Raw genomic sequence first — 14370 nt, forward strand, 5'->3', positions numbered from 1 at the left:
GCAACTTTTATCGCTAAAGTTTTCCTTTTTTAATAAGTCTCGCCAAAAGAGCTTGCAATTTGAGCCACTCTTTATGCAGCATCAAAGGAAAGCCCGCATAAGTTTTGCCACCAGGAATCGATTTCGTCACGCCTCCACGAGCGGCGATAACAGCAAAGTCACCGATTTCAAGATGCCCTGCCGTGGCACTTTGGCCTCCCATGACAACATTTCTACCAAGCTTGGAAGAACCAGATATTCCAACTTGGGAAGCCATGAGAACATTTTCACCTATTTCACAGTTGTGTCCTATCTGGATGAGATTATCCAGTTTTGTTCCCGATTTGATAAGGGTAGTGTCAAAAACGGCTCGATCGATTGTGCAGTTTGCTCCAATTTCTACATCATCCTCAATGACAACATTGCCATTTTGATAGATTTTGATGTGTTTGCCCTCTTTTGTATGGGCAAATCCGTATCCGTCACTCCCTATGACAGTTCCTGCATGGATAATGCAATTGTTTCCGATTACACAGTCTCGATATACTGTTACATTTGGATATAAAATCGTATCAGAACCTATCGTAACGTTATCTCCTATGACAACGCCCGGCATCAATGTGACATTGTCGCCGATAACACTGTCATATCCAATGGAGACATTTTTGGCTATTTGACAGTTTTTTCCGATTTTGGGAGGATTGCCACTTGTTTGCATAGGAGGCTTTGCAAAAAGTTTGGAAACAAAAGCGAGAGCCAGGTAAGGTTCATCGCTTAAAAGTGCGCTCACACCTTGTGGAAGATAGGAGAGGTGCTCTTTTTTGACAATAACAGCACCCGCTCTTGTGCGTTGTAATAAAGGTATATATTTTTCATTCTCCAAAAAGGAGAGTTCATCCTCTTGTGCTTTGTCCAAAGATTGAAGTCTTGTAATTGTCTTATTTTCTCCTATCAACTCATAACCGAATCGATCGGCTATGGATTGAAGATCGATATTAGCGCTCAATTGCAACAACTCCGCTTCGAACAATCTCTTTAGGATTAAAACGCTTCAAGGCCGAGACAAAATTTGCAATTCTGCTGGGTTCATCCGCAGCCATGATGATGGCACTGTCTTGTCCAATATTAACGATATTCCCGTTATAGGCTCTACAAAGAGCCTCTACATCCGCCAAACGTTCTTCAAGTGGAATTTTTGCCATAACCATCTCTTTTTCTATCAAATCGGTGTGCTCGATAACTTTATACACAGGAATCAATTTATGCAACTGTTTGATAATCTGCTCAATCACTCTCAAGCTACCACTTGTTACGATCGTCAAACGGGAATACTTACTCCCCGGTATAGGAGCCACCGTAAGCGATTCGATGTTGTATCCTCTGGCTGCAAAAAGTCCTGTTATTCGCGTCAATACACCATGCTCGTTCAAAACAATTACAGATATTACTCTTCTTTCAATCATGATCAATCCTTATATTCCAAAAGCATATTGTATAGACTTCCACCAGCAGGTACCATTGGAAGAACGTTTTCGTACCGGTCCACAACAACATCGATCAAGGCTACCACACCTTTGCTGATTGCATCATCCAAAGCTTTGTCAAACTCCTCTTTTGTCTTTACTCGATATCCAACGCCACCAAAGCTCTCGGCAAGTCTAACGAAATCTGGTTGCATCGACAGATCCGTTTCGGCATAGCGTTTATCGTAAAAAAATGTCTGCCATTGACGCACCATACCAAGGTAGTTGTTGTTTAAAATGATGTTGATAACAGGAAGGCGATGTTCTACAGCCGTCATCAGCTCTTGAATATTCATCAATATCGATCCATCACCACTGATATTGATACTGATCTCATCAGGTACTCCCCGTTTTACCCCCATAGCCGCTGGAAATCCAAATCCCATTGTTCCAAGACCACCACTTGTAATAAACTCTCTTGGTCTTGTAAACGGATAATACTGTGCAGTCCACATCTGATGCTGTCCCACATCAGTGGAGATTCTCGCTTTGCCTTTGAGTTTCTCTCCGACTCTTTGAATGACCCATTCCGGTTTCAACACTTCATCACTATCCTCATATGTAAGTGGATGGAGCTCATTGTATCTGTTTAAAATCTCTCGCCACGCTTCATACCTGCTTGGATCCACTTTTGCTTTTGCCTGTGGGACAAGCTCTTCAAGCACCGCTTTGAGATCTCCTACGATCGGATAATCCACATGCACAAGTTTTCCGATACTGCTTGGATCTATATCTACATGGATAATTTTTGCATATTTTGCAAATTCAGAAAGCTTCCCTGTCACTCTGTCATCAAATCTCGGTCCAAGAGCAATGAGCAGATCAGCCTCACTCATCGCCATATTGGCTGCATACGTCCCGTGCATGCCAACCATGCCAAGAAGCATCGGGTCATCATAGCGAAGGGTTCCCCGTGCCATCAATGTCTCAACTGCAGGAATCTGAGTAAAATCTACAAGCTCACGGACAAGCTCCGCGCTATTTGAATGGATAATCCCTCCACCCAGATAAAAAACAGGCTTTTTGGCATTTGCGATCGCCTCAACCGCTTTTTTAATCTGTCGTGCATTTCCCTTGATGGTGGGTTTGTATGTCTCTAACTTCACCTCTTTGGGATAATTAAAGTCTGCCAATTGTGCGGTTACATCTTTTGGTATATCCACATGTACGGGCCCAGGTCGGCCAGATCGTGCGATATAGAATGCTTCGGCTAAAATTTCTGGCAGTTCTTCAGCACTTTTGACAAGGAAATTATGTTTTGTACACGGCCTGCTGATACCTACTGCATCAATTTCTTGAAAAGCATCCGTTCCTATCATGCTCAGGGGTACCTGCCCACTGATCACAACCATTGGGATTGAATCCATATAGGCTGTCGCCAAACCGGTTACTGCATTCGTAAACCCAGGTCCACTTGTTACAAAAGCAACTCCCACTTTTCCAGTCGCTCTCGCATATCCATCCGCTGCATGAACTGCAGCTTGTTCATGCCTTGTAAGAATATGTTGAAAATATTTATGTTTGTAAATTTCGTCATACACATTCATTATGGCGCCGCCAGGGTAGCCAAAAACTACTTCGACTCCCTCTTCTCGCATTGCTTCTACAACCATCTGAGCGCCGGTCATTTTCGCCATTGTATCTCCTAAGCTCATGTTTTTTGTTATTGTATCCAATTATCGTTTCATTTCACAAAGCCAAAGGGCCACACCTTCGCGGACTCCTTCATCACTTACAATCATCGAGCGCAATCCAACTTGTTTCATAATCTCTTCCAATATCACAAGCCCTGCAATGATCGCGTCTTCTCGTCCTGTTCCTACCAGTTTTGCCCGCTCTTTCGGAGGAAGTTTGATCAAACGCTTATAGGCTTCTTCGATATCTTTGATTTCTATGGCAGTTCCACTTATCTTCTCGGCATCGAATGTCTCGTAACTCATTCCCGCTTTCAATGCCGCAACAGTCGTTGGTGTACCGCCGGTGCCCACAAAAATCTTTGGCTTTCCGAAATGCTCAAATATATCGTGCAAAAAGAGCTTGACCTCTTGCATCTTTTTTTTGATACCAAAAAGAATCTCCTCTTTGGTATGGTATTTTTGTATTGTAGTCAAAATCCCTATACCAAAGCTTTCAAAAATGAGATCTCTTTTGTTTTTTAAAATGATTTCAGTGGATCCTCCTCCAATATCGACCATCAAAAATTTCTGGGAAGGAATTTTTCGAAGCTGCAACCCGTACTCTACACCTTTGACACTGTAGAGCGACTCTTGAGCAGTATCGATAATTTCCACTTGGATACCGGTTTGATCGAATATTGTTTTGCAGACCTCTTTTGCATTTTTCGCTTTTCGAAATGCCGCCGTAGCTACTGCTTTATATCTATCATCTGCGATAATCTCTTTAATTTCTAGCAGAGCTTCTATGATTCTTTGCTGTGCAGCTTCCGAGATACGACCCGTAGACTCGAGTTCTTCCGCTGTACGAACAACCCTTTCAAATGAATGTTTTTTCTTCAATGTCGTACAATCGATCTGGATCATTCGTAAGGAGTTGGAGCCTATATCAATTCCAACAGCCATTACCGCTCCTCATAAAATCGATATCCATGTTCACTAAGAAGCGTACGTATCTCCTCTTGATGCTCTTTTCCTTTTGTCTCAAGTCCTATAGAGACATTTGCATCACCAAAAGCAAGCTTTGCAGATGTCCTGTCATACCCGATCTGAACGATATTGGCATTGGCTTTTGCCAGCAATTCAGTCAGCTTCATCAAAGAGCCCGGCTTATCCACTAGCGTAACAATGAGCTTCATTTTTCTATAGGATTTGATCAAACCTTTTTCTATAATGACATTGAGCATCGTTACATCAATATTGCCTCCACTCAAAAGCACCGCAACATTTGCACCTTCCGGCAAATCCACCTTGTCATATAACAATGCGGCAACTCCTACTGCACCGGCACCTTCAACAAGAAGTTTCTGTTTTTCCAAGAGCAGTAAAATAGCATCGGCTATCTCTTCATCGTCTACTTCCACAATATCATCAACGGTTTCCAAAATGATATCGAGGGTCATCTTTGATGTATCTCGGACCGCTATACCGTCTGCGATCGTTTTTACTTCCGTTGAATCAACCGGTTTTCCAAGCTGGTAAGAGTTTCGCATCGCTGGAGCTCCAGCAGCAGTGACACCGATAACCTGGATAGAAGGATTGATCTGTTGTACAGCACTTGCAATCCCGGCGATCAAACCTCCCCCGCCAATAGGCACAACAATAGCATCTAGTTCGTGCGCCTCCTCCAAAATCTCCAATGCAATCGTCCCCTGTCCTGCCATCACTTCATAGTCGGCAAAAGGATGGACAAAGATTTTCTCTTTCTGTTTTGCATACTCTACTGCAAAAAGATATGCTTCATCATAATTGGAGCCGTGTAAGATAACTTCAGCACCATACGCTTTCACACCATTGACTTTTGTCAAAGGGGTGTTTTCCGGCATTACAATGGTAGCAGGGATAGCAAAGTAGTTCGCACTAAAAGCAACGCCTTGGGCGTGGTTGCCTGCACTTGCAGCCACTACACCTATCTCTTTATTCTCCAAAGAGGCGATTTTATTGAATGCACCTCTGAGTTTGAAAGCTCCCGTAACCTGTAGATTCTCTTTTTTCAGATAGACATTTTTTCCACTTCGCTTGCTCAGTATCGGAGCGTATGCATACGGAGTACGGCTGATGACAGGCTCTATCCGTTTTCTTGCCTCTTCTATTTTTTTAAGTTCAATCATCGCTTATCCAAAAATCGCTCGGTGATCTACCATAGTACATCTGTTTTGTACCACTTTCAATCCGGCTTCTCTTGCTTTGTGCGCTGCTTCGTTATTCACAATCCCTTTTTGCAGCCATACAACTTTGATATCCCCTCTTTCAAGTGCCGCATCGACTATAGGGCCAACAGCAGCCGGTTTTCTAAAAACATCGATCATATCTATGGCAAAAGGAACCTCTTTCAATGACCGGTATACCTTTTCTCCAAGTATTTTCTCCTCTTTAGGATAGATTGGCACTATTTTATAACCTACACTTTGGAGATATTGTGCCACTTTGTGGCTATCTTTTTGAGGATTTGGAGACAAACCTACGACAGCAATCGTTTTGACATTTTCAAAAATCTGTTTGATTTCCTCTGTATTGGCATTGATAGTAGGGAATTCACACTCCATAACGATCCTTTCGGTAAAGTTGCCCGATTTTACCAAACTTTACCTTAGGATCGAATAGATTAAAAACCAGCTACCGAGAGAATATTATATGCCAAAAAGGCCATAATCCAAGCCAAGACATTTGGATAGATGGTATAAAATGTTCGCCAAGCCCATTGTGGTACTTCTGCATAAAATGTACTCATCGCAGCAACACAAGGGCTATAGATCATTATGATGATAATGAGTGCAATAGCAGCTTTAAAATCTATGTTTTCTCGTAACTTTTGAATAAATGTAGAGTTGTTTTCATCGGCTTCTCCTACTGCATAAAGTGTAGCGAGTGTTGAAACAACAACCTCTTTTGCAGCAAGTCCACTTATTGTTGCAACACTCATTCTCCAATCAAATCCAAGTGGTGCAAAAATCGGTTCGATCGCTTTTCCAAATTGACCAAGATAACTATTTTCCAAACTTTTTGCTGCAAGTTCATTTTGCAACTTTGTCTTTTCCTGCTCACTCTTTGCAAATTCAATTTTTTGTTCATATATATGTATTAATTTTTGATCAACAGGATAACTGCTCAAAAACCAGATAATCATTGCAGTACCCGCAATAAATGTTCCCGCTTTTTTAATAAACAGTTTCGTTTTAATCCATAGCTCCATCGCAAGCGCTTTGAGTGATGGAAAACGGTATGGTGGCATCTCCATAACGAACGGCTCAGGCTCACCTTTAAATAGAACAATTCGTAAAATCTTTGCAACAATAAGACCAAGAATTGCACCTAAAATATAGATTGCAAAAAGCACATTTCCGGCACTATGTGTTGGGAAAAATGCCGCAATGAAAAGAACATACACTGGCAGCCTCGCACTACAGTTCATAAATCCCAAAATAAGCATCGTAATAAGTCTATCTTTTGGATTTTTGAGTGTCCTTGCCGCCATGTATGCTGGAACTGTACAACCAAAACCGCTCACAAGCGGAATAAAGGCTTTTCCTTGAAGACCAAACTTTTTCAAAAATCCATCGAGCAAAAAGGCGGCTCGTGACATATAACCCGTCTGTTCAAGCAGATTGATCCCCAAAAACAGGATCAAAATATTTGGCAAAAACATGATAATCGCACCAACTGCCGGAATGACACCATCAGTAATTACGGAATTGAGATCTCCCGGAGGCAAAATCCCTTTGAGCCAATCGGCAAAGTTGCTCACCGTTTGATCAATATAATCCATCGGAATGGAGCCAATCTCAAATGTAAGCTGAAACAATGCCCACATGAAAAACAGAAATATTGGCAAACCAAAAATTGGATGGATCAAGATTTTATCAATTTTATCTGTCAAGCTCTCTTTTCGAGGCAGCTGCATGACCTGCATAACAATACTTTTTGCCAAAGCATTTCTTTCTTGCGCAAAAAGATCTCGAACATCATCAATGTCAAACTCCAATTCTAGGCGCTTCATCGATTCTCCAAGAGCTTCATGAAGCTCAAGAAATATCGGAAGATCGTGAATAATCTTATAGACATCCTCATCTTTTTCTAAAAGCCGAATCGTATAAAAACGTGCAATTTTAGAGTCTTGGATATGAGGGGATTTTAAAAGTATGGTGGAGAGTTTTTCGATCTCTTCTTCAATTTTTTCGTTGTAGTAGATTTTACAATCGCATCGTGTGCTTTCATAGATTTCTATAAGCTTATCTGGAATCTCTTCAACACCTCTTTTTTGTTTTGCACTTGTCAAAATTACTGGAATTCCAAGAAGTTCAGACAGCTTTTGTGCATCGATAGAGCCGCCTTTTTCCTCCACCTCATCGATCATATTCACAACCAAGATCATCTTCTTTTGCATATCAAGAAGTTGCAACGTAAAAATGAGGTTCCTTTGTAGAACATTGGCATCCACAACGTTAATGATGACATCATACTCTTCTTGCAATAGATATTTTTTCGTTACATGCTCTTCAGGTGTATATGCATGCAAAGAGTAGATACCAGGAAGATCGACTATATCAAGTTCATACTCATTTTTTGTGATTTCAACCTCTTTTTTTTCAACCGTAACACCTGCGAAGTTTCCTACATGAAGCCGGGCATTGGAAATGGCATTGATAATTGAAGATTTTCCCACATTGGGCTGTCCGACCATTACAGCTTTGATTTTTTTCATTTTTCCACCTCTATCGATTTTGCTTCTTCGTCCCTCAGTGCTACTCTTGTACCTTCAATCTCTACTTCCCAGGTCTGCTTTTTGAGGGTATGATCAAGAAGTTTTATTCGGTTTCCTCTTGTTATTCCCATTGCATATAATCTACTTCGAATAGGTTCTTCAGCAGTTACTTTTTTGATAACTGCTTCATCTCCTATTTTCATATCACTTACTCTCATTGCTCCTCCTAAAAACTTCTTTTGAGTATGACTTTAAAATAGTTTTGATCTGCATTCGTTTGCGTCCTATCATTTATGTTGGCATATACCAACTGTGCATCAATATCAAATGGCAGTTTTGCCGATATATAAACATCAATCTCCTGTGTATCATAACTATCCGAATCACCTGCGACAAACTTTCCAAACATACATCCTACATTGTACTCATCTTCTACACCATAATCTGCACCAACAAGATAGCTTCTTGCATCTTTATCTGCAACTGCATCAATTGTCTGAACCTCCATAGATGTAAAGAAAGGTCCTCCACCAAAACTAAACATACTTCCAGTATCACCAAAATCTTTGTTATAAGCAAAAAGGAGAGTTACATTTTCATAGCTACTCTCTATCATCGCACCAAAAGTTTTTGCTTCAATTTTTCCTGCAAGTGCATCCCCACAATCATCCGCTTTGTCCAATTGTACTGAAACTGTCGTCTCTATATCATTAAAGGTAAAACCGTATGACAATTCAGTATAGATAATATCGGCCACATCATAGAGTTTATATCCCCAAACACCTACTGTCAAAGGTCCCTTTTCATACTCAATTGCAGCAATACTCATACCGTCTGTTTTTTTATCAAGACCCATTACTTCATCGAGTCGAACAAATTTTTTGGTATCAACACCATTCTCCCAGCCAGCCATTTTATTGAGATGTCCAACAGTAAATGAGATATTTTCCAGACTGTTGTTTGTTACAAGAACTCCTTCAAAATAGTTTGGTACCATCATAATATCATCGCTGTCCGCATGTGGTGAATCAAATAAGAAGCGCCCAATCTGAAGCGACGTATCATATGCATGATAAGATACATAGACTTCACTTACAAAACTAAGACTCTTGGTTTTCGGACCGTAAAACTCCTGTGCTACTTTATCTTTATTGTTGGGATTAAGACCCAAGTCTTGTAAGGTATAAAAAGTTGCTCCTGCTTTCAAACCTTTATACTCTTTTGTTTCTATATGGATGTTTCCTCCAAGTCCGAATGCTTTTTGATCAATTGCATTTTTATTTTCAAGATGGATATATCCACTTCTAATTTCCATCGAATAATCGATGAAGCTATTTTGTGCAAAAAGAGCGCTAGCTGCTAGGACAGAAATAAGAAAACCTGCTTTCACAAACATCTCCTTGAAAATGATTTTCAAAATAATATACAAATAAAGCTTACTTTTTTCTTATATTGATAATCACTATCATTTAAGAAGCGGAACGGTTCATTCTTGGCAACAATGCATACACTGCAATAATATTTCAAAAAGATTCTAAAAATCATTTTTTACGATAAGCTTCCAAGCTAATTAGACTTGACAGAATTGAGAAACTCTAAAATAAATTTATTTTTGGTTGGAAAAGACAAAGCAGCCATATCTCGGAGAGTGATTCACTCTCCCATTTGATTATAAAAATCCATTAGCTTCTTACGGACATCTGCTATCATTTTAGGAGTCGCTTTTGGAGACTCTAGCCACACTGCTTGGAAATTCTCTTTTGAGGTAGTATAGACACACTCGTTCAAAAAAGCGCTGTACTCTTCTATCGTTTTACAGTAGCGTTCCTCGTTGGTTTCGGTATTGAGACAGCGAATCATCCATCCTCCCATCCCATCAGGTACAATCTCCGCTTCCACAATCAAAACATCTTCTGGGTTCACATTTTCCATCACTTTTCCTTTAATTTTGCTATTTGTTGACCAAATCGTACATACTCTCCAGATTGTATCAAAAGCTCACTTCTTTCTCTTTGAAAGAAGAGCAAAACCGTTGAGCCCATTTTAAAATAGCCAAGCAGCTCCCCTTTTTTTAGCCACAGGTCTTCATACTCAAATATCTGTATCTCTTTTGGTTTATTGGTTTCGACTCTTTTTTCAAAAACAAGCGTCATCTTTCCGACATTCAACGCACCCACCAACACTATAAACATCTGGATACCACTTTTTGTATAACACTCCAAAACAACACGCTCATTTTCGATAAAGAGATCGATTTTTTTTCTTAAATAGCGAAGATTGACAGGATAGAGTTTCCCCGGAACATGCACAACTCTTTTTACCTGTAAGTCGTAGGGCATATGGTATCTATGATAGTCTCGTGGAGAGAGATAGAGATTGATATATTGACCATCGACAATTTTACTTTCATCGCACTCTTGTAAAAGCTCTGAAACACTATAGCTCATCCCTTTGATTTGCAATGCTTTATCCCCGTTGAGTCTGCCGCACTCCGTAATTAATGAGTCTGTCGGAGATATTACACCCTCTTGAAGATTTCGTTTCTTTTCAAGCTTCCTTGTAAAGAGTGCATTGAGACTCTCATAGGATTCAGGAGAGCGAAATTCACTCATATCAAGATGCAGAAGACGTACATAGGCACGATTGATATATTTTTGAATCACAGGGTGGAATTTGTGACTGGCAAATTTGCCGAAACCGCGTGAGACAATATTCGTAACGACCCGCTTTTTCAATGTGGCCCTTTTTATTTGGAATTTTAACAAAAATCGTATAAACTTTGGCAAAATTTACCTACGTAAGGAGTAGTATGATACGTTTTGCTCCAAGTCCCACAGGAGATATGCATATCGGCAATCTGCGAGTTGCCATCTTTAACTATATCGAAGCAAAAAAACGCAACGAACGGTTTTTAATACGAATTGAGGATACCGATATTGAGAGAAATATCGAAGGAAAAGATAAAGAGATTTTAGAAATTCTTAATACTTTCGGTCTGCACTATGATGACGTTGTCTATCAGAGCAAGAACTTCTCTTTTCATCAAAATTTCGCTTATAAACTGCTCAATGAAGGCAAAGCGTTTGCCTGTTTTTGCACACCCGAAGAGCTTGAAAAGGAGCGAGAAGAGGCAAAAAAGGAAAAACGTGCCTACAGATATAGTGGAAAATGTGAAAATATAACATTGGATGAAGCAAGTCAAAGAGGTGAACCATTTGTTGTGCGTATCAAAAAACCAGCACAACCGATAGAATTTGACGACATTATCAAAGGTCATATCACTTTTGCACCAAATGAAGTGGATAGTTTTGTCATTTTACGGGCGGATGCAAGACCCACATATAACTTCGCATGTGCAATAGACGATATGCTCTATGATATCACCCTTGTCATACGGGGTGAAGATCATGTCAGCAACACGCCTAAGCAGATCCATATACGAAATGCTCTTGGATACGATAAAAAAATAGAGTATGCTCATCTGCCCATTATCCTCAATGAAGATGGCAAGAAGATGAGTAAACGAGACAAAGCTTCCAGCGTCAAATGGCTCTTGGAGGAAGGATTTTTACCTGAAGCGATTGCAAACTATCTCATTTTGCTCGGAAACAAAACACCGAAAGAGATATTTACAGTACAAGAGGCGATTGAGTGGTTTGATCTTAAAAATATCTCAAAAGCACCTGCAAAGTTTGATATCGAAAAATTGCGATTTATCAACCGGATGCATCTACAGATGAAGAATGAAAGAGAGCTCGCACAGATACTCGGAATTGATGAAGAGTTTGGAGCTTTGGCCAAACTTTACCTCGAAGAAGCCAGCACATTAAAAGAACTCAAAAGTAAAATAGATTTAATCTTCAATGCCAAAAGAGAAAACGAAGCATTTCACGAGGAGATCGAGACATTGCGGAGTCTCTTATCATCGATGGAGCTTCCTGAAAGTTTTGACGAATTCAAAAAAGAGCTTATGCAAAAAAGTGGTCTCAAAGGCAAGAAATTTTTTAAACCGCTTCGAATCCTATTAACAGGTGCGGAACATGGACCGGAGCTTTCAGAGCTCTATCCGGCAATAAAAAACCATATCAAAGAGGTGATACAATGATCGTAATCGGAACACTGTTACAGGCTTTGGCCCAAATACTGCACATGGTTATCAATATCTATATATGGGTCATCATCATTGCCGCTCTCATTAGCTGGGTTCGACCCGATCCATACAATCCCATCGTACAGACGCTCTATCGACTGACCGAGCCAGTTTATGCATGGATTCGGCGATATATTCCTACTATCATAGGCGGCATCGACTTGGCACCCCTTATTGTCATCATAGCCCTTCAGTTCATCGATCTCTTTTTCGTACGGCTTCTGATGCAGATTTCTGTGAGGCTTGGGGCTTGAAAAAACTTCTTTTTTTCTTGCCCTTTCTCCTTTTTTCTAAAGAAATCACACTAGACTATCTTACATCCAAACCTCGATCCATTCCAAAAGATTACTACATCTGGCGATTTCTTGATCAAAACATCACTCCGGTGGAAGCGCAAAAAGCCATTGAACAGACACGATATGTAAATAAGAAAATCTTTTTTCGATACGCAAAAAAGATCAAGAATCCTGAAATTGAACGCATAGCCCAATGTCTGAGAATGGATGCACAAAAGCTTTGCAAACAAGAACCCTCCTGTATTGCAGCATCTCTTTCTCCTTATACATTTTTACAACTGCCAAAAAATGAACAGAAAAAGCTCTACAACAAATTGAGACATTTTCCAAAAATAGAAAAAGAGTATCGGTTTTTACTCTCAAAACACCCCGTAGCTCTTTCAATGAAAGAACCGCAAAAATATCTATGGCTGTTCACTCGCTGCGGATCATACTATAGAAAATCAAAGTTCAATTTCTGGCTACCACAAAATTTTTTAAAAAAACTTTCCGATGAAAAAGGATTTTCAACATTTCTTCATTTGGCTCTCACAGAAGATCTCAAAAATATTGAACTCTCCTTGTTGAAGCTCCCCCCACAATACCTCAACGCGTCTGATAGTTTCAAAGTAGCGCTCATTGCACTCAAATATCACAGAAACGCTTTCGCAATTCCCTATTTGCAAAGAGCTTTGAAAAAAGCTTACTATCAATCACATAAAGACAGAGCAGCCTACTGGCTTTATCACATCACAAAAAATAGAACCTATCTTGATCGACTCCTCAACTCATGGGATCTAAACATCTATACTTTGCTCGCATATGAAATGGTTCACAAGCCGTATAGAGATTTTTGTACTGTCAAAACCTTTGGAACAATATGTGATATCAATGCAAGCGATCCCTTTGTTGTTTGGCAAATAGATAAAAGATTAAAAGAAGGCAATCTCACAAAATTAAAAAAGAGGTTTCAATGCGATAATATCGACTTTATCTATGCAAATATCGTCGAAAAAGAGAGCCGATACAGAATACATCCTTTTGTAATGCCCTATGAAAATCTGTTGCAAAACACCGATACAAATACAAAGGCATTGCTCTATGCCCTCGCAAAACAAGAGAGCAAATTTTATCCAGGAAGTATCTCCAGGTCTTTTGCTTTGGGACCATTGCAGTTTATGCCCTTTTTGGCCAAGGCAACAGCCAAAAAACGGCGGATAAAAAATTTCGATCTTGATATGATGTTCAATGAAAAGATCGCCGTCTCTTTTGCACTGGATCATATACGATATTTGCAAAAAAGGCTTGATCAAAATCCTTTACTCATAGCATATGCTTATAACGGAGGATATGGTTATACAAAAAGAAAGATTTTCCCTCTCTTTCAAAAATATGATGCAATGCTTGCAATGGAACTCATTAGCTATGAAGAGACGAAAGAGTATGGGAAAAAGGTGTTAGCAAATTACTATGTATATCGATATCTTTTGCAAAAACCGATCACTCTTCGATCGGTTTTGAAAAGAGCAACACTTTTTCTCCGTACCCATCAAAAGCGATAGTGAGTTTCAACTGGCTCTGTTTCTGTTTTGGAAAACGAACGAGGTAGTACCGATACCATTGCTGTGTAAAAGGCATCTGTTTTACTAAAATATCCTCATTTTTCAGTTCTCGTATTTGTACAGGAGCTTCCCCGTTGAGCGTTATCTGCACACCCGGATGGTGCAGTCCCGCTTTTGCGGCATCCTCGAAATCGTTATCTATGAAAGTCCGAATGAAAAAATATTCTCCATCCCCCTTTTTTTCCAAAGGATTGAGATATGTTGCGATAAAAAGAGCTTTCTCTTCCAATGAAATATCAAAAGTCGTTTTTTTCGTATACCTCAATGCTTCGGTATATTTTGTATCCTTTGAGATGATGGAAGGCAAAGCATTGTGACATCCCACAAAAGAAAATGAAAGCACAATGATACATACGATTTTTTTCCAATTCATGAAAACCTCTTTTTTCTTTCAATTATATCTTAGCTTAACTTTTCATTGGATAAAATATCAACAAAAAAAGGTA

Annotated in this window: 15 protein-coding genes; 3 read left to right on the forward strand and 12 right to left on the reverse strand. The window is 39.7% G+C overall.

Features of this window, described 5'->3' with window-relative positions:
• Window positions 1-13: 13 nt before the first annotated feature.
• The 11 genes from lpxD to JG735_RS06190 form a co-directional block, all read right to left on the reverse strand.
• Window positions 14-985 (reverse strand): UDP-3-O-(3-hydroxymyristoyl)glucosamine N-acyltransferase, encoded by a 972-nt coding sequence (gene lpxD / locus JG735_RS06140; RefSeq protein WP_201335733.1) that lies wholly within the window; start codon window positions 983-985, stop codon window positions 14-16.
• Complete coding sequence (gene ilvN, locus JG735_RS06145) at window positions 975-1442, reverse strand: acetolactate synthase small subunit (protein ID WP_201334204.1); 468 nt, start codon at window positions 1440-1442, stop codon at window positions 975-977. The genes lpxD and ilvN overlap by 11 nt, the downstream gene beginning before the upstream one ends.
• Before the next feature lie 2 nt (window positions 1443-1444).
• Window positions 1445-3139: an acetolactate synthase large subunit gene (locus JG735_RS06150; protein WP_201334205.1), complete on the reverse strand. Its 1695-nt coding sequence runs from the start codon at window positions 3137-3139 to the stop codon at window positions 1445-1447.
• 39 nt (window positions 3140-3178) lie between these two features.
• Window positions 3179-4081 (reverse strand): phosphatase, encoded by a 903-nt coding sequence (locus JG735_RS06155; protein ID WP_201334206.1) that lies wholly within the window; start codon window positions 4079-4081, stop codon window positions 3179-3181.
• Window positions 4081-5286, reverse strand: a complete 1206-nt coding sequence (ilvA, locus tag JG735_RS06160) for a threonine ammonia-lyase (RefSeq protein WP_201334207.1) — start codon at window positions 5284-5286, stop codon at window positions 4081-4083. The genes JG735_RS06155 and ilvA overlap by 1 nt, the downstream gene beginning before the upstream one ends.
• Window positions 5287-5289: 3 nt before the next feature.
• Window positions 5290-5721: a CoA-binding protein gene (locus JG735_RS06165; RefSeq protein WP_201334208.1), complete on the reverse strand. Its 432-nt coding sequence runs from the start codon at window positions 5719-5721 to the stop codon at window positions 5290-5292.
• A gap of 59 nt (window positions 5722-5780) precedes the next feature.
• On the reverse strand, window positions 5781-7877 hold the full coding sequence (gene feoB / locus JG735_RS06170) for a ferrous iron transport protein B (RefSeq protein WP_201334209.1): 2097 nt from the start codon (window positions 7875-7877) through the stop codon (window positions 5781-5783).
• Entirely contained in the window at window positions 7874-8095 is a 222-nt protein-coding gene (locus JG735_RS06175; protein ID WP_201334210.1) for a FeoA family protein, read from the reverse strand. Before JG735_RS06175 ends, feoB begins: the two co-directional genes overlap by 4 nt.
• A gap of 8 nt (window positions 8096-8103) precedes the next feature.
• Window positions 8104-9267 (reverse strand): OprD family outer membrane porin, encoded by a 1164-nt coding sequence (locus JG735_RS06180; protein WP_201334211.1) that lies wholly within the window; start codon window positions 9265-9267, stop codon window positions 8104-8106.
• Window positions 9268-9530: 263 nt separating this feature from the next.
• Window positions 9531-9809, reverse strand: coding sequence for a hypothetical protein (locus JG735_RS06185; RefSeq protein WP_201334212.1), 279 nt, complete (start codon window positions 9807-9809; stop codon window positions 9531-9533).
• Window positions 9809-10612: a phosphatidylserine decarboxylase gene (locus JG735_RS06190; protein WP_201334213.1), complete on the reverse strand. Its 804-nt coding sequence runs from the start codon at window positions 10610-10612 to the stop codon at window positions 9809-9811. Before JG735_RS06190 ends, JG735_RS06185 begins: the two co-directional genes overlap by 1 nt.
• A 74-nt stretch (window positions 10613-10686) precedes the next feature.
• Here JG735_RS06190 and gltX point away from each other — a divergent pair, with 74 nt between their 5' ends.
• The 3 genes from gltX to JG735_RS06205 are packed head-to-tail and all read left to right on the forward strand — an operon-like array spanning window position 10687 to window position 13864.
• Complete coding sequence (gene gltX, locus JG735_RS06195; RefSeq protein ID WP_201334214.1) at window positions 10687-11982, forward strand: glutamate--tRNA ligase; 1296 nt, start codon at window positions 10687-10689, stop codon at window positions 11980-11982.
• A complete protein-coding gene (locus tag JG735_RS06200; protein WP_201334215.1) occupies window positions 11979-12281 on the forward strand; it encodes a YggT family protein in 303 nt (100 codons plus the stop codon). The genes gltX and JG735_RS06200 overlap by 4 nt, the downstream gene beginning before the upstream one ends.
• On the forward strand, window positions 12278-13864 hold the full coding sequence (locus JG735_RS06205; protein WP_201334216.1) for a lytic transglycosylase domain-containing protein: 1587 nt from the start codon (window positions 12278-12280) through the stop codon (window positions 13862-13864). The genes JG735_RS06200 and JG735_RS06205 overlap by 4 nt, the downstream gene beginning before the upstream one ends.
• Here JG735_RS06205 and JG735_RS06210 read toward each other — a convergent pair.
• Complete coding sequence (locus JG735_RS06210; protein ID WP_201334217.1) at window positions 13803-14297, reverse strand: hypothetical protein; 495 nt, start codon at window positions 14295-14297, stop codon at window positions 13803-13805. The two genes, JG735_RS06205 and JG735_RS06210, sit on opposite strands and share 62 nt — an antisense overlap.
• Window positions 14298-14370 lie beyond the last annotated feature (73 nt).

This window comes from Nitratiruptor sp. YY08-10, assembly GCF_016629565.1.
Classification (GTDB): Bacteria; Campylobacterota; Campylobacteria; order Campylobacterales; family Nitratiruptoraceae; genus Nitratiruptor.